This window comes from Micromonospora sp. DT233 (assembly GCF_049841815.1).
Taxonomy (GTDB): Bacteria; Actinomycetota; Actinomycetes; order Mycobacteriales; family Micromonosporaceae; genus Micromonospora.
Window position 1 is genome coordinate 46239 of the sequence record NZ_JBNCLB010000008.1, and the last position, 15305, is coordinate 61543.

12 protein-coding genes and 1 pseudogene are annotated in these 15305 nt (G+C 74.7%); 4 read left to right on the forward strand and 9 right to left on the reverse strand.

Annotated elements, in window-relative coordinates; all coding sequences use genetic code 11:
- Window positions 1–43: 43 nt before the first annotated feature.
- The 3 genes from ACLQ2V_RS18590 to ACLQ2V_RS18600 are packed head-to-tail and all read right to left on the reverse strand — an operon-like array spanning window position 44 to window position 5006.
- On the reverse strand, window positions 44–1789 hold the full coding sequence (locus ACLQ2V_RS18590) for a hypothetical protein (protein WP_425719778.1): 1746 nt from the start codon (window positions 1787–1789) through the stop codon (window positions 44–46).
- Complete coding sequence (locus ACLQ2V_RS18595) at window positions 1786–4161, reverse strand: collagen-like triple helix repeat-containing protein (protein ID WP_425719779.1); 2376 nt, start codon at window positions 4159–4161, stop codon at window positions 1786–1788. The genes ACLQ2V_RS18590 and ACLQ2V_RS18595 overlap by 4 nt, the downstream gene beginning before the upstream one ends.
- On the reverse strand, window positions 4158–5006 hold the full coding sequence (locus ACLQ2V_RS18600) for a hypothetical protein (protein ID WP_425719780.1): 849 nt from the start codon (window positions 5004–5006) through the stop codon (window positions 4158–4160). The genes ACLQ2V_RS18595 and ACLQ2V_RS18600 overlap by 4 nt, the downstream gene beginning before the upstream one ends.
- 526 nt (window positions 5007–5532) lie before the next feature.
- On the opposite strand from ACLQ2V_RS18600, the pseudogene ACLQ2V_RS18605 reads away from it, so the two are divergent.
- Together ACLQ2V_RS18605 and ACLQ2V_RS18610 are read left to right on the forward strand one after the other, a co-directional pair.
- Window positions 5533–7443 (forward strand): annotated as a pseudogene (locus tag ACLQ2V_RS18605) (Hsp70 family protein); the annotation flags it as partial.
- A gap of 196 nt (window positions 7444–7639) precedes the next feature.
- Entirely contained in the window at window positions 7640–8332 is a 693-nt protein-coding gene (locus ACLQ2V_RS18610) for a hypothetical protein (protein WP_425719781.1), read from the forward strand.
- Between the two features lie 50 nt (window positions 8333–8382).
- Here ACLQ2V_RS18610 and ACLQ2V_RS18615 read toward each other — a convergent pair whose 3' ends face one another.
- A complete protein-coding gene (locus tag ACLQ2V_RS18615; RefSeq protein WP_425719782.1) occupies window positions 8383–10263 on the reverse strand; it encodes a propionyl-CoA synthetase in 1881 nt (626 codons plus the stop codon).
- 199 nt (window positions 10264–10462) lie between these two features.
- Here ACLQ2V_RS18615 and ACLQ2V_RS18620 point away from each other — a divergent pair, with 199 nt between their 5' ends.
- Window positions 10463–10729 (forward strand): hypothetical protein, encoded by a 267-nt coding sequence (locus tag ACLQ2V_RS18620; RefSeq protein ID WP_425719783.1) that lies wholly within the window; start codon window positions 10463–10465, stop codon window positions 10727–10729.
- Between the two features lie 399 nt (window positions 10730–11128).
- On the opposite strand, the gene ACLQ2V_RS18625 is transcribed toward ACLQ2V_RS18620, so the two are convergent.
- Window positions 11129–11677 carry a hypothetical protein gene (locus ACLQ2V_RS18625; RefSeq protein ID WP_425719784.1) on the reverse strand — a complete coding sequence of 183 codons (549 nt, stop codon included), beginning with the start codon at window positions 11675–11677 and terminating at the stop codon, window positions 11129–11131.
- A gap of 268 nt (window positions 11678–11945) precedes the next feature.
- Between ACLQ2V_RS18625 and ACLQ2V_RS18630 the strand changes: the two genes are divergently transcribed.
- Window positions 11946–12257, forward strand: a complete 312-nt coding sequence (locus ACLQ2V_RS18630; RefSeq protein WP_425719785.1) for a hypothetical protein — start codon at window positions 11946–11948, stop codon at window positions 12255–12257.
- A 47-nt stretch (window positions 12258–12304) separates the two neighbouring features.
- Here the strand turns inward: ACLQ2V_RS18630 and ACLQ2V_RS18635 are convergent, their stop codons facing one another.
- From ACLQ2V_RS18635 to ACLQ2V_RS18650, 4 genes are all read right to left on the reverse strand, one after another.
- Entirely contained in the window at window positions 12305–12772 is a 468-nt protein-coding gene (locus ACLQ2V_RS18635) for a ribose-5-phosphate isomerase (RefSeq protein ID WP_425719786.1), read from the reverse strand.
- A gap of 123 nt (window positions 12773–12895) precedes the next feature.
- Window positions 12896–14095 (reverse strand): DUF1015 family protein, encoded by a 1200-nt coding sequence (locus ACLQ2V_RS18640; RefSeq protein ID WP_425719787.1) that lies wholly within the window; start codon window positions 14093–14095, stop codon window positions 12896–12898.
- Between the two features lie 11 nt (window positions 14096–14106).
- Window positions 14107–14361, reverse strand: a complete 255-nt coding sequence (locus ACLQ2V_RS18645) for a hypothetical protein (protein ID WP_425719788.1) — start codon at window positions 14359–14361, stop codon at window positions 14107–14109.
- 215 nt (window positions 14362–14576) lie between these two features.
- A complete protein-coding gene (locus tag ACLQ2V_RS18650) occupies window positions 14577–15200 on the reverse strand; it encodes a disulfide bond formation protein DsbA (protein ID WP_425719789.1) in 624 nt (207 codons plus the stop codon).
- Window positions 15201–15305: the final 105 nt, after the last annotated feature.

Here is a 15305-nt window from a genome sequence, read left to right on the forward strand (position 1 = left end):
TCCGGCTGCGCCGGATGTGTCGCTCCCCCGTGGCACGGGGTGTTCAGACCAGTTCGCTGGCGAGCCGGAACCCGGCGGGTTGGTCGATCACCAGCTCCGCAGAGCCCTCGATGAGGGCGCGACCGGAGCCGAGGATGCTCTGGGTCAGGGCCTGCCAGTACTGCTCGATCGCCGTGGGCACGTCGGTGCCGGGTGCCATCACGAAGCCGAACCGGGGGTCGGTGGCGATCGCGGCAATCAGCCCCGGCGAGGCGGCGCCGATGCCGCAGGCGACGATGTTCGGCGCGTAGCGCTGGGTGGCGCGGTCGACCAGGCGGCGGTACGGGCTGACCCAGGCCGGGTGGTCGTACGGCTCGCTGCCGCTGAGGAAGAAGACGATCGGACGACGCACCTTCGGCTGCTGCGCCTTGAGCGCCTCGATGTCGTGGCCGATGTTGTCGAGCAGCGTCTCGAAGGCGTTGGCGTAGCTGGCCGGCCCGCGCGCGGTCAACCACGGGGACTGGCTTCCCGGCGACACCATCTCCAGGGGCAGCCGGTTGGCCACCTCGTCGGCGTAGCCGAGCACCGAGAGCCGGATCGCCGGCGCGACGTCGGGGGCGTGCACCAGCGCGTCGTGCAGGGCGTGCACGCCGGCGCTGAGATCGCCGATGTACTGCCCGACATCCCTGGACTCGTCGACCATCACGTACACCGGCTGGACGCCGTCGGCGGGCTTCCAGACCCGGCTGCCGGGCTCCTGCTCCAGGACGATCGCCGAGGGCTTGCCGTCCGCGTCGCGCGCGGCGCCCCCGCCCGCCGTCTGCTTCGGGCCCGGCAGCACCGACGGCTGCGTCCAGGTCGACGCCGAGGCGGTCAGCGGCGCCGGCCGCGTGCCGGACATGCCGAGGCGTTCCAAGGTGCCGGCGAGCATCGGTTCCACGTCCGCCGCCAGGATGAGGTCCTTGTCGACCATGAAGCGGAACAGATCCATGGAACGCTCGTTGTGCGCGTCCTGGTGTTGGCGCAGGGCCTGCTCGTGCTGCGCGAGCAGCTGCATCGCCAGCGTCGTGTCCTGCGGGTTGCGCGCCAGGTGCAGACGGATCAGCTCCGCGGGGGTGAGCGGGCGGTCGCCCAGCTCGGCCAGCTCGGTACGCGCCGCCTGGAGCTGCTGGCGCTGGGTGAGCTGATCGAGCTGCCCCTGGTGCTGGGCCTGCTGGACCCGCACCTGGTGCCGGGCCCGGTCGACCTCCAACTCGCGCGTGGCGGCCACCTTGTCGCGCAGGTACCGGCTGGCCTCGGCGTCGGGCAGCAGTCGGGGCGAGAGGGCGAAGATGGTGATGCCCTCCGGCAGGACCCAGCCGCTGCCGAACTTGCGCCGGATCGCCTCCTCGGCCTTTGCCGACTCCTCGACGGAGAAGGACCGGGTGATCGCGGTGAAGCGGTCGATCAGGGCCCCGTAGACGATCGGCATGGCGTCACGCACGTTGCGCCGCACGATCTCCTCGGGGTCGTGGACCCGGAAACCCACGTCGACGCGGGCGACGAAGAAGTAGATGTCCCCCTGGGACGGCAGCGGGCTGCTGCGCAGCTCCGCGCTGCGCCGGTGGTCGCTGATGTCGACGTCGTAGCGGGTCCGGTACGGCGAGAGCGCCTGCTGCGACCAGCGCATCGGGCGGCCACCGAAGGAGGCGATCTCGCCGCCGGCCGTGGCGTAGACGACGGCGCGGGACGGCGTGGTCGGGGTGGTCACGGCGAGCAACCCCCGGGACACCGGGGTCTCGCTGACGATCAGGGGCAACGGACTGGTCACCGCGGGTTCCTTCCTGAGGAGAGTTCGGCCTCCACCGCGTACGCCGTCAGCGGTTGGGGGCGCAGGTTGTCCGTCGCCCGCCAGCCGGCGACGACGCGCTTGACGAGTTGGCGGCTCCGGTCGCTGCGCGTGGCCACGTCGGCGAGCATGCGGCCGAAGGCGAGCCGGACACCCTGGTCCGCCTCGGCCAGCCCGGCCCAACTCGCCAGCACCCGCTCGGTCAGGTTGGTGAAGGTGCCGGCGTTCATCACCTGCTGCCACATGCCGACCAGCACGACGCGCAGTCGCGGATGCTGGTCGGCCAGCATCAGCAACGTCGGCCAGGACACCGAGGGCCGATGCGGGCCGCCGCCCGCCGGGGCGCCGGCGACCTCGACCTCTGCGGTGAGCGAGTCGGCCAGCCGGAGGAAGACGTACTGCCCGGCCACATTGCGCCGACGGTCGTTGAGCCAGGCGGTGATGTGGCTGAGCACCAGCGGGGCGTTGCGCTCCTGGTCCTGCAGCAGCAGATCGGCGAGGCTGTCGCCGATGCCGTTGGCGATCCGGACGTCGTCGATCATCGCCAGCCGGTCGAGGGCGGCCAGCGCCCGGCCGGCGTCGAACGGGCCCAGGCTCACCCCGTACACCCGGGCGGCGGTCGCCTGGCCGAGGGGTAGGGTCCGGTTGGCGTAGAGCGACGCCACCAGGTTCTCCACCAGCGGACGCAGCCGCCCGTCGGCGGCCGGCACCCGCAGGGCGTACGCGACCACCTCGCGCAGCCAGTACCGCCGGTCGTGCTCCGCCATCGGCGCCAGCGCCCTGGTCCAGACGACGTCGAACGCGTACGTCGACAGCAGCCCGAGGGCCGTGCCGGCCCAGACCCGCATCTCCTCCGAGGCTCGGTCGTCGGCCAGTTCCACGAGCCAGCCGAGCAGGTCGTCGTGGAGCTGGTACTGACGCCACACGTGTTCCAGCACCATGCCGGCGTAGCCGTCGTCCACGTACTCCAGCGCCTCGACCTGGACCGGCCCCCAGGGGCCGCGGGACGTGACCTGCCGGGTGCGGGCGCGCAGCAGCCGCTCGCGCTCGCGGCGGGTCAGCCCGAACGGATCACGCCAGGGCGCCCGGGGCTTCTGCTGGCCCCCGCCGGCCTCGGGCGGGCCGTCGAGCCGCTCCGCCAGCGCCCGGGCGGCGCGCACGACCACCTCGTACGGCAGGCCGTTGAGCACCGCCAACGTGATCGCCAGGCAGCGGGACGGCACGTCCGGCAGGCCACCGAACCAGATGTCGAAGTCCTCGGTGTGCCGCTCGGCCATCCGGTCGCGCAGCCGGGCGACGTCCACCGTGTCGCCGTCGAGTTCCTGGCTGATCACCAGGGCCAGGTCCGCCGCCCGCTTGCGCGGCGCCCCGGCGGTGAACACCTCCTCGATGTACGCCCGCAACGCGTCGTCGGCGAGGATCCGGTCGGCTCGTTCCTCCGCGTCGCCGCCCCCGGCGTCGCCGCCCAGGCGCCAGCGCAGATGGCTGGCGAGCACCCGCGCGTGGTCGGGCGCCGGCGGCAGGTCGATCACGTGGTCCAGCAGGTCCTGGTCGGCGAGCACCGCGTCGGAGCCGATCGTCAGCACCAGGCGGGCGTCGATGCCGGCGAGGACGTCGTCCAGTTGCTGCAGCATCCAGCCCTGGACGTCGCCCCAGCCGGCCGGCTCGCACAACAGGAAGCCCGCGCCGCGCGGCAGGGGGTCGGTGGAGTCCGTATCCGCGTTCAGCCAGTGGGCCAGCTGACGCAGGTCGACGTTGCGGTCCAGGTTGAAGATCCGCCGGTCCGACGGCGCCTGCAGCAACCGGATGGCCGCGGTGACCTTGCCCTGACCGGGAGCGGCCCGCAGGATCACGATGCGCTTGTCGGCGTACGCGCTGCGCACCCTCGGCCAGTCGTCCGGCTCCACGAAGGCGTGTCGGACGGGCTTAGCCAGCAGCGGGGACAACCGCTGCAACGGGGCCGGTTCCTGGTCGCCGAGCATGACCACGAACTTGTCCCGGCCGACCTGGTCGCCGCCGATCACGAACCGCGAGGAGCGTTGCAGGTTGTCCTGCCGTCTCGCACCGTTGGTGACAGTGGACGGGCCGAGGGAATTGTCCTGCGCGTCGAGGGTGGTCGGCGTCATGTAGTCGGCGTCGGCCGAGCCGGCCGCCGACCCGCCGGGCGGCTCCGCACCGCCGGGAGCGCCGGCGCTGCCGTCGGGGGGCGCGGGCGCGACGGCGCCGGGCTGGTCCGGAGGGCTACCGGCGGGCCCTTTGCCGGCGGGTGCGGACGGGACCGCCCCCGCGCCGCCTGCCGGCCCCGACGGCGCCCCGGTCGCCGGCTGGCCCGCCGACGCCACCGGGGCGGTCATCGGCGGCCCCGCTTTGCCCGGCCGTCCACGTACATGTCCCGGCCGGCCTGGTTACCGCGCACCCGGACGTCCGAGTTGTGGATGTTGATCCCGCCGCTCTGCCCCGGCGGCGCGGGCGGCGGCGGCTGGTCGGGGCCCGGCAACGGAGCGGACCCGGGGCCATCGTCCCCATCATCGCCGTCGTCGCCGTCGCCGTCGTCGCCGTCGTCGCCGTCGCCGTCGACCGGGCGGTCCGGCTCCGGCTCCTCGTCCGGCAGGCCCGGCGGATGCGGGTAGCCCGGCACCTGGATCCACACCCGCTCCCCGCGCAGTTCCTTCATGTCGATCCGGGTCGAGGCGAACGTGGACGAGTCGATGAAGCGGTAGTCGTGCCGGATGACGCTGCGGTGGATCTCGTCGGAGACCACGAAGGCCAGGGTCGCCCGGGGCGCCGCGGCCAGGGCGAGGCGCAGGGGCTGGGCGTCGACCAGTCGACTCGCGGTGTTGATCGCCTCGCCCACCCACCCCTTGCCGTCAGGCTGGCAGAGCCCCTGGTGCAGGGCGACCCGGAAACGCATCGCGTGCGCCTGCGTGAAGATCCTCGCCTTCTCGCGCAGCCCGGCGTCGAGGGCGCGCACGAGGTCGCCGGCCAGGACGACGGTCGACACGCTGGCCGGAACGAGCATCAGGATCCCGTCCCCCCGATCCTGGGGGAAGACGTCGCCCCAACTCAGGTTGACGTCGGCGAATGCGTTCTGGACGACCTCGTACATGGCGGTGCGCAGCGACGCCTGCATCGGGTTGCTGCGCCGGCCGAAGCCCTCGATATCCACCACCACGATGGCGTGCGGGGTGGGAACAGGCATGGCGATTCCTCCGGTCCGAACGAGCGCGCTGAAAGTGCCATGTTGGACGAACTGCGGCGGCGCTGAGAAGGACATCTGGCGTAGAGGGCCAAACAGGTGGCGGGAATGGAACCTGCCGGGCGAATCCGCGGAGCGAATCGGCCCCGACGCCGCCCTCGGCGTCAAACCTAGGCGCGGAACGCCTGCGGATCCAGACCCGGCCGGGGCCTTTTCCATTTCTGCGCCACCGGCCCCCCGCAGCTCCCCCGGCCGGTCCGGCGAATGCCCCGACAGCCCGCACGCCGACGGGTTCCGCCGGCCGCGGACGACCTGCCGACACAATCGCCCGCCGAATCGGCCCGAAGGGCACGCCGAGCGGAAACGCCGGCCACTCGTCCGGCCATTAATACAGACAACGTCTCGACAGACAATTGACAATCGACGCGACCCTCACCCCCCCCCGGGAGGGTGGAGCGTCGGGGGTGGGTGATCCGGCTGCGTACGATGCGGGCCGTAATCCCCCTCGTCCCGGCGGAGGTAGCGGCAGATGGCAGGCCAGCACGAGGGGTACGCCCTCGGCGTCGACCTCGGCACGTCCAACACCGTGGCCGTGCTCCGGTGGCCGGACGGGCGGACCCGGCCGCTGCTGCTCGACGGGCAGCCGGTGATCCCCTCCGGGGTGTACGCCGACGCCGACGGCCGGCTGCACGTCGGGCGGGACGCCCAACGCCTCGCGCGGGCCGACCCGAGCCGGTACGAGCCGAACCCGAAGCGCCGCGTCGACTCCCCCTCGGTGTCGCTCGGCGACCGCGAGTACGCCCCCGCCGACCTGCTGGCCGCGATCCTGCACGCGGTGGGCCAGGCGGCGGTCGCCACCGTCGGCTTCCTGCCCCCGGCGGTGCTGACCTGCCCCGCGTCCTGGGACGACGAGCGCCGGCAGGTGCTCGCCGACGCGCTGCTGCGGGCGGGCTGGCCGCAGGCCGCCGAGCACACCCTCTCCGGCCCCACCCCGCCCGGCACCCGGCTGCTGCGCGAGCCGGTGGCCGCCGCCCGGTACTACGCCCAAGTGCTGCGTCGGCCGGTGCCGGTCGGCGGTTGCCTCGCCGTGTTCGACCTGGGCGGCGGCACCCTCGACGTGGCGGTGCTGCGCAACGCCGGCGCCGACCCGTGGGGCGACTCCGGCTTCGCCGTTACCGCCACCGGGGGCGTACCCGACCTCGGCGGCCTCGACCTCGACGCCGCCCTGGTCGACCGGCTCGGCGAGCTGGTCTCCGCGACCGACCCGGCGCTGTGGGCGCGGCTGACCCGCCCGCACGACGCCGCGCAACGGCGGGACCGGCACCTGCTCCGGGAGAGCGTCCGGGAGGCCCGGGAGATGCTGTCCCGCGCGCCCGTCGCGCCGGTGGTCGTACCGGGGTCGCAGGCGGTCGTGCAGCTCGACCGCGACGACCTGGAGCGGCGGGCCGCCCCGCTGCTGGCCCGCGCCGTGGCCGAGACCGCGCGGGTGATCGCCGCCGCCGGTCTCACCCCCGACCGGCTCGCCGGGCTGTTCCTGGTCGGCGGCCCGACCCGGATGCCGCTGGTGGCCCGGATGCTGCACGCCGAGCTGGGCGTCGCGCCGACGGTGCTGGAACAGCCGGAGCTGCCGGTGGCCGAGGGGGCGCTGACGGACCTGCCGCTGCCCCGGCCCCCACGCTCGGCTCCGGTCTCGGGCTTCCCGGCGGCAGCCGGTCCCGGGCCGGCCCCCGGCTTCCCGGCGGGGGTGGCGGGCACCGCCGTGGACGTGCCGCCGACCGTGCCGGCGGGGATGGCGGGCACCGCCGTGGACGTGCCGCCGACCGTGCCCGGGCCGGCCGAGGCTGCAACCCTGGCACCCACCCGGGCCGACGGCGGACCGGCGACGGAGGCGACCGTGCCCGCCGCAGCGGGTGCCGCCTGGGGCGGGCCCGCTCCCTCCGGTACGCCCGCGCCGCCGCCGCCCAAGCGACGGCGGCGGGCCCTGTGGATCTCGATCGCGGCGGTGCTCGCCCTCGCCGGGGTGGGTGCCGGTGCCGCGCTCTGGTTCACCAGGGACCGGTACCCGGGCTTGGAGTTCGACACCCTGACCGTGGTGCAGCGCGTCCCGGCGGGCGCGGACCGGCCGGCCGGCGCCTTCACCGCCCTGCTCGGCGACACCGGCTACGTGGCGTACCCGCTGCCCGACGGACGGCTGGAGATCGCGGCGATCGACGCCGAGACCGGCCAGCAGCGGTGGCGGGAGCCCACCACCGGGCCGGCGCGGCGCTGGGACCGGATCGTCGCGGTCCCCGGCGCGGTCGCGGCCTACTCCGAGGCGACCGGCGTCGACTCCCAGCGTGAGGTGGTGCTCCGCGACGCCGCCTCCGGTCAGCAGCGGTGGAGCCGGGCCATCGGCGACGACGACCAGGTCAGCTTCGGCCGCGACGTGGCGGTGCTGCTCGACGACGCGGGCAAGCGCCTGGTCGGGCTGCGGATGAGCGACGGCGCGCCGGTCTGGGCCGCCGACAGCCCGCGGAACTCCGCGGACAACGCCCCCAGCATCCTGCTGCGGGTCGAGACCAGCGCGGCGGCGAACGGGCCCGCCTTCGCCGACGGGGACCCCGCGCGACCCGTGGCGCGGCACCGACGACCGGCTCGTGCAGATCGGCGCCGACCGCTCGGCCCGGCTGCTCGACCGCAACACGGGCCAGGTGCTGCGGAGCTGGCCGGAGGTGGCCGACCGGTACGACCTGGTGGCCGCCCGGGACGACCGGCTCTACGTGGTCGACAACACCGGCAGCCGGTACCGGCTGCTCGCCTACGACCTGACCCGCACGGCCGAGCCGACCGTGCTGCACACCGCCGCGGACCCCGACCGGCGGGCCGAGGCGCTGGTGGCCTGCGGCCAGCACCGGGCGTGCCTGCTGGAGGCCACCTCCGGCGACCGGGAGGCCACCGAGGTGGTGCTGGCCGGCGAGGGCGTCGAGACCCGGCGGCAGGCCGCCGCCGGCGCCACGGAGCTCTTCGGAGTGGGCGGGCACCTGGTCGTCCGGCGGGAGTACCCGCAGCCGGCCTCGACGCTGCTCGGGCCGAAGGCCGAGCCGGTGCTGCGCGACCGGGACGGGGTGGCCGTCCGGCTGGACGCCGGCAACGTGCTGCTCTTCGCCGACCCGCTGAGCAGCGCCGAGGGCAACCGCAGCCTCGCCGGCCTGGCGGTCGGGGCGCCCCGGCCGCACGAGCTGGGCGAGGCCCGGGACATCCGCTCCGAGACCTGCTCGTGGAACACCAGCGCGCTGCTCTGCGGCGCGGCGGAGGACTTCGTGCTGTACCGCTTCACCCCCCGGACCTGACCGCGCCGCAGCACCGGGACTGGGCGGCCCGGGGTGCCGAGGTGCCGGGTTCAGTCGGTGGCGGCGAGGTCGCGGAAGACCGTGAGCGTCGCCGGGTCGTCGATGGTGGCCGGGACGGGCTCGTCGCGCCCCTCCACCAGCGCACGCATCGTCCGGCGCAGGATCTTGCCGGAGCGGGTCTTCGGCAGGGCCGGCACCACGGCGACCCGGCGGAACGCGGCGACCGGGCCGATCCGCTCCCGCACCCGGGCGACCAGCTCGGCGGCCAGGGCCTCCGGGGTGATCTCGACGCCGGCCTTGAGCACCACGTACCCGCTGGGCACCTGGCCTTTCAGCGCGTCGGCGACGCCGATGACGGCGCACTCGGCCACCGCCGGGTGCCCGGCCAGCACCTCCTCCATCGCCCCGGTGGAGAGCCGGTGCCCGGCCACGTTGATCACGTCGTCGGTGCGACCCATCACGTACAGGTAGCCGTCGTCGTCGAACCGCCCGCCGTCGCCGGTCAGGTAGTAGCCGGGAAAGGCGCTCAGGTACGACCGGACGTAGCGCTCGTCGTCGCCCCAGAGGGTGGGCAGGCAGCCCGGCGGCAGGGGCAGCCGGAGCACGATCGACCCGTCCGTGCCGGGCGGCACCTCCGCGCCCTGCCCGTCGACCACCCGCACGTCGTAGCCGGGCACGGGCACCGACGGCGAGCCGGCCTTGATCGGCAGCGGCTCCAACCCGCGCGGGTTCGCCGCCACCGGCCAGCCGGTCTCGGTCTGCCACCAGTTGTCCACCACCGGCACGCCGAGCCGCGCGCCGGCCCAGGCGAACGTGTCCGGGTCGAGGCGCTCGCCGGCCAGGAAGAGCGTCCGCAGGCTGGACAGGTCGTAGCGGCCGATCCGCATGCCGTCCGGGTCCTGGCGGCGGATCGCCCGGATCGCGGTGGGCGCGGTGAAGAGGGCGGTGACCCGGTGCTGCGACACCACCCGCCAGAACGCCCCCGCGTCCGGGGTGCCCACCGGCTTGCCCTCGTAGAGCACGGTCGTCGCGCCGACGAGCAGCGGGCCGTACACGATGTAGGAGTGGCCGACCACCCAGCCGACGTCGGAGGCGGCCCAGAAGACGTCGCCGGGGCCGATGCCGAAGATGTTCCCCATCGACCAGTGCAGCGCCACCGCGTGCCCCCCGTTGTCGCGGACCACGCCCTTGGGCCGGCCGGTCGTGCCGGAGGTGTAGAGCACGTAGAGCGGGTCGGTGGCGGCCACCGGGACGCAGGCCGCCGGCTCCGCGCCGTCGAGGGCCTGCTCCCAGGTCAGGTCCCGGCCCGGGGTCAGCGGCGCGGGATGCTGGGGTCGCTGCACGACGACGCAGCGGTCGGGGGCGTGGTCGGCCTCCGCCAGCGCCGCGTCGAGAATCGGCTGGTACGGCACCACGCGCTCGCCCTCGATCCCGCACGAGGTGGCCACCACCACCTTCGGTCGGGCGTCGTCGATGCGTACCGCCAGCTCGTGGGCGGCGAAGCCGCCGAAGACCACGGAGTGCACCGCGCCGATCCGCGCGCAGGCCAGCATGGCGATCACCGCCTCCGGGACCATCGCCAGGTAGAGCAGCACCCGGTCGCCCCGGCCGACCCCCAGCCGGCGCAGCGCCCCGGCGAACCGGGCGGTCTCGTCGCGCAGCTCGGCATAGGTGTACGTGCGGACCGTGCCGGTGACCGGGCTGTCGTGAATCAACGCCGGCTGGTCGGCCCGCCCCGCCGCCACGTGCCGGTCCAGGGCGTTGTGGCAGGTGTTCAGCTCACCGTCGGGGAACCAGCGGTACAGCGGGGCCCGGCTGTCGTCGAGGATGCCGTCGGGCCGCCGGTGCCAGGCGATGTCCGTCGCCGCGTCCCGCCAGAAGCCGATCGGGTCGGCGATGCTCCGCTCGTACGCTGCTCGATACGCACCCATCCCGTCATGCTGGGGGTGCCGGGCCGGCGGCACGACGCCCCGCCGGGTCCGGTGCGCCAGACGCGCCCGCCTGGTCGCCGAACGGCCGGGACGGGGTCGCCACCGGGTCGGCGGCCGGCCGAGCGTGGCCGCCACCGGGTCGACGGCCGGCCCAGGGTCGGTCGTTTTCCGCCCTTTGGGCCGGGGTAAGGCTGGTGGCATGGAGACGAACACGAAGGCATACCTCGTCGGCGGCCCCCGGGACGGCAGCACCCACGACTCGGGCGGTCAGGCCCTGGTGGAAATCGAGATCGACGGCATGATGCACCGGTACATCCAGACCACGAAGCAGCATGGCGAGGACGGCACGGTCTACAACTACGACGGGATGGTCGCGCCGGACGGTGGCGAGCCCGGCGTCGAGGACCCGCAGGCCCGGGTCGCCTCCCCCAAGGCGGACGCCGAGGGGCACGGCGGCACCCACTGATTCCGGCCGGCCGCCGCAGCAGCACGCTCGGCTCACGGTGCGCCCAGCGCCGGCCGGTGACCCGTCGGCACGGATGAAGGTTCGTGGACGGGGTAAGCAGCGCCAGCTGGTGAGGAACGATCGGAGTCGCGGCGGCCGCGACGTCGACGTCCGGGCGGGCGGCTCCGCGTCGACCCGCCCGGACGTCACCACAGCGCCGACCTGCCCGCCTTGATCAACACCATATGCCGCACATCGCGTTGATCGACACGATGTGCGGCATCCTGCGGTCTCAGGCCGAATCGTTGCCCCGACCTGCCGCAAAGGGAGCGGGCCGAGCCCGCCGGACCGGCCGGGGCCGATCTGCCGGACCGGCCGGGGCCGATCTGCCGGGCCGGCCGGGTCGATCGCCGGCGGGGATCAGTTGCCGGTAACCCAGCTCCAGGCGGAGATGACCCATTCGGTCTGCTGGAGGTAGGCGACGCCCAGGCCCACCAGGAAGAGCGCGGTCACTACGTGGGCACCCCGCGCGCTGCGCCGGACCCGCCCCAGCTGGCGTTCCAGGATCAGCCGGCCGAGCAGCCGGGAGAGCGCGAACAGGCCGACGGCGACGAGCAGGCTCAGCACGAAGGTGAGCAGCGGGGCGCCCAGATTGCCCTGCCCCGAGATGGCCCAGATGCCCCAGCAGACGAAGGCGAAGAGCCCGCCCGCGGCGCTCCACTCGCCGCCCACGCGTAACCGGTCCAGGTGCCAGCTCAACGGGCGGCGCGGGGCCGAGACGTCACCGGACCAGACCCCGTCGTGCCCGTCGTTCTCCACGGTGGGGAACTGTTCGGTACGCGGGGTGCGTGGCCGCCCCACCGAGGCCACCCCGCGGCGGAAGGCATCGCGCTGCGGCGGCACCCCGACACCCGGTTGCGGCGACACCTCGACGGTCCGCTCCGCCCACGGCTGTGTCTGGTCTGCCATCTCTTGTCCTCCCCTGACATCGGTTCCGGCACCGACCGGCCCCGGCTTCGAGGGTAACCAGCCGGCAAAGCCGGCCCTCCCCCGGAGCCGTCGGCGACCCGGACCGACGCACCACCGGGTGACGAGGACCACCCGAACATGTTCGTACCCGCCCGGGCGGAAAACGCACGCCCGAGAACCTGCGCGGGCCGCGCCGGGCGGCGCCAACGGCACCAAGCCAGCGGAGCGGAGGCGGGCGCGGAGGCGGAGCTGGCGGTACGGTCGGCTGATGGGTGACGTGGAGCGACGGCGACGGCGGCTGCGGCCCCCCTCCGACGGCGAGGCCGCTGCGCCCGGCGGGCCCGACGGGGTGGATCCGCCCCGCCGCCGGGGCGGTGCCGCCACCGAGGACCGCGACGGCGAGCGGGGCCTGCGCAACCTGGTCGGCCCCGGGTCCTCGCAGGTGGGGCCGCTGGCGGCGATGCGGGCCCGGGACGCCGCCCGACCCACCGACGAGGATCTGGCCGAGGCCGAGGCCAGGGTGAACATCGTCCGGCGCAACTGGGTGCCCCGGGAGGACCTGCCCCGCTCCGGCCGCTGAGCCCCACCGGCCCGGTCCGGCCGGGGGTCGGCCCGGCGGCGCGCAGCTCAGGGCAGCGCGGGCAGTTCCCCGCTGCGCTCGTACGCGGCGACCTGGTCGATGCGCCGCGAGTGCCGTGGGTTGCCGGAGAACGACGTGCTGAGGAACGCCTCGACGATGGCGGTCGCCTCGTCCAGGGTGTGCTGGCGGGCACCGACCGCCACGACGTTGGCGTCGTTGTGCTCGCGACCCAACTGCGCGGTGTCGATGTTCCAGGCCAGTGCCGCCCGGACCCCGGCGACCTTGTTGGCGGCGATCTGCTCACCGTTGCCCGAGCCACCGATGACGATGCCGAGGCTGCCCGCGTCGGCGACCACGCGGGCGCCGGTGTGCAGGCAGAACGCCGGGTAGTCGTCGTCCGGGTCGAAGGCGTGCGGGCCGACGTCGACCACCTCGTACCCCTGCTTGACGAGGTGGCCGAACAGGTGCACCTTCAGCTCGAAACCGGCGTGGTCGGATCCCAGGTAGACGCGCATACCGCGCAGTCTGTCAGGCCGTCGCCCCGCACCGCCGCAGGGGCGGCCTCGCGGCCCCGGTGACGGCGAGGAACGCCTGGTCACCGGGGCTGCGGAGCCGGTGTCGGGTGCGGAGCCGCTGGCTCAGCGGGACAGCTCGGCCAGCACCAGGCCGCCACGGGCCTTCGGGGTGAACCAGGTGCTCTTGCGCGGCATCTTCTCCCGCGCGAGGTTGACCGCGACGAAGTCGTCCACGGTCACCGGGGCGATCAGCACGGCCGCCTCGGCCCGGCCCGCGTCGACCTCGCCGGTCAGCCAGCTCGCCGGGTAGTCCCCGCCGACGTAGGTGATCCGCTTGTCGCCGGCGTCGAGCCCCAGCGCGTCGCGCAGCAGCACCCGCTCGACCAGCGCGTGGTCGAGGTTGGCCAGCGGGCCGCCGTCGACGTGCGGCAGGCGCACCGCGTACGCCTGGTCGGTGAGGCGGAGCACGACGGTGCCGCCGGTCGTCGGGACCTCGACCGGGCCGTCGATCGCGGTGACCTCGGCGCCGGCGGCGCGGAGCCGGTCGACCAGCTCCTGCGGGCTGACGGTCAGCTCGCTGACCAGCCGGTTGTAGGGCTGGATGGCGACCGAGGCGGGGGTGGTGACCACGGCCAGGAAGCGCGGCAGCCCGCCGGTCTGGGCGGCCAGGCTGCGGTGGTTGCCGTCGGCCACCACCAGCTCGCCGCCGCCGGCCAGCGCGGTCAGCTCGTCCTGCTCCGGGCCCGGCCCGAGCAGCCACACGGCGTGGGTGCGGCCGGCCTGGTCGGTGTCGGTCGCGGCGGGCGCGGCGGCCGACTCGGTCGCGGCCGCGAGCGCGGCGTGCAGCTCGTCGCCCCGACCGGTCTGCAGCAGCAGTACGGGCGAGAGCAGGTGCCCGAGCGCCTCGGCGAGGGCGACGCGCTCGCGCACCTTGGCGATGAAGACGTCCTCGTTGCGGATGACCAGGCCCGGCTCGTCGGCGCTGGTGGAGATCTGGTCGGTGTCGACCATGGCGAAGAGCCCGTACGCCGGCTCCTCCTGCGGGGCGCTGATCCGGTAGAGGACCACCACCTGCTCGGCCGGGGTGTAGCTGCCGTCGGCCTTCGCCTCGGCGAGGCGGTGCACCGCGGCGGGGAGCGCGTCCAGGAACGACGAGCCCAGGCTCTCCGGGGCCCGGTGCGGCATCTCGATGCCGAGGGCGCTGTGCGGGTTCGCCTCGATGATCGCGGTGATCTCCGCGTCGTCGGCGAACTCGTCGTAGTTCTGCGCGCCGGTGCCGCCAGTGGTGATCCAGGCCCGAGCGATCGGATGCACGACAGTCATGTCCGCTGACGCTACCGCCGCGCCGTCCCGCCCCGGAGCGGACCCCGCGCCCCGTCCAACTGGTGAAAGTGCGCGGCGTCGGGTCGCGCGGCGACCGTCGCCCGCGCGACACCGACCACGATCGGCGGGGCCAGCAGGTCGGCCAGCTCGGCCGGCAGGTTCGGCCGGACCGCCGGCCAGCCGGCGTCGGCCACCGACCAGTACGCCACCCCGGCGGTCGCCGGCTGCGGCGGCGCGTCGTCGTACGTACGGCGGTGCCTGCCCATGTCGGACGCCTCCACTGGTTGCCGGGCCCGCCGTTCGGGCCGTTGCCGGGACACCCGGTGGAACGATGCCCACGCCGTCCGGTGACGCCCCCACCGCGCGCCGCCCGCCGCCGGGCCCGACGAGTTCCGGGCCGGCGGCGGGCGGCGAGGGCAGCGCGGCGGCAGGGCAGCGCGGCGGCGAGGGCAGCGCGGCGGGGCGGCGCAGCGCGGGCGGCCTAGTCGAAGCTCGGTTCGACCTCGCGGGAGCGCTTCAGCTCGTAGAAGCCGGGCGTCCCGGCGACCAGCAGGACCCCGTCCCAGAGCCGGCCGGCAACCTCGCCCTTCGGCCTCGGGGTGACCACCGGGCCGAAGAAGGCGACGGTCTCGCCGTCCGGCCCGGGAGCGTGGATGACGGGGGTGCCGACGTCGGTGCCGACCGGCCGCATGCCGGCGAGGTGGCTGGCGCGCAGGGCCTCGTCGTACTCGGTGCTCTCCGCCGCCGCGGCGAGCTGCGGGTCCAGCCCGACGTCGGTCAGCGCCGCCTCGATCGTCTCCCGGCCCAGTCCCTGCTGCCCGAGGTGGATCCGGGTGCCCAGGGCGGTGTACAGGGCGCGGACGGCGTCCAGGCCGTGCCGCTGCTCCACGGCGATGCAGACCCGCACCGGGCCCCAACCGCCATCCAGCAATCGCCGGTACTCCTCGGGCAGGTCACGCCCCTCGTTGAGCACCGAGAGGCTCATCACATGGAATCGGACGTCCACGTCGCGGACCTGCTCCACCTCCAGCAGCCAGCGCGAGGTGACCCACGCCCACGGGCAGAGCGGGTCGAACCACATGTCGACAGTGACACGTTCGGTCACGGCGAGTTCCCTTCGTCACGGAAGGGCCGGAACCCGGCCCCACGTCCCTCGATCTTCCCCGGCGGCGGCGTCGACCGGCACCGAAGGGAGACCGTGACGTCGCAC

Bases quoted from the DNA above. Each gene is read 5' to 3' on its own strand.
- ACLQ2V_RS18595 (WP_425719779.1), bottom strand. From the start codon at position 4,161: ATGACCGCCCCGGTGGCGTCGGCGGGCCAGCCGGCGACCGGGGCGCCG.
- ACLQ2V_RS18600 (WP_425719780.1), bottom strand. From the start codon at position 5,006: ATGCCTGTTCCCACCCCGCACGCCATCGTGGTGGTGGATATCGAGGGC.
- ACLQ2V_RS18615 (WP_425719782.1), bottom strand. From the start codon at position 10,263: ATGGGTGCGTATCGAGCAGCGTACGAGCGGAGCATCGCCGACCCGATC.
- ACLQ2V_RS18620 (WP_425719783.1), top strand. From the start codon at position 10,463: ATGGAGACGAACACGAAGGCATACCTCGTCGGCGGCCCCCGGGACGGC.
- ACLQ2V_RS18625 (WP_425719784.1), bottom strand. From the start codon at position 11,677: ATGGCAGACCAGACACAGCCGTGGGCGGAGCGGACCGTCGAGGTGTCG.
- ACLQ2V_RS18630 (WP_425719785.1), top strand. From the start codon at position 11,946: ATGGGTGACGTGGAGCGACGGCGACGGCGGCTGCGGCCCCCCTCCGAC.
- ACLQ2V_RS18635 (WP_425719786.1), bottom strand. From the start codon at position 12,772: ATGCGCGTCTACCTGGGATCCGACCACGCCGGTTTCGAGCTGAAGGTG.
- ACLQ2V_RS18640 (WP_425719787.1), bottom strand. From the start codon at position 14,095: ATGACTGTCGTGCATCCGATCGCTCGGGCCTGGATCACCACTGGCGGC.
- ACLQ2V_RS18645 (WP_425719788.1), bottom strand. From the start codon at position 14,361: ATGGGCAGGCACCGCCGTACGTACGACGACGCGCCGCCGCAGCCGGCG.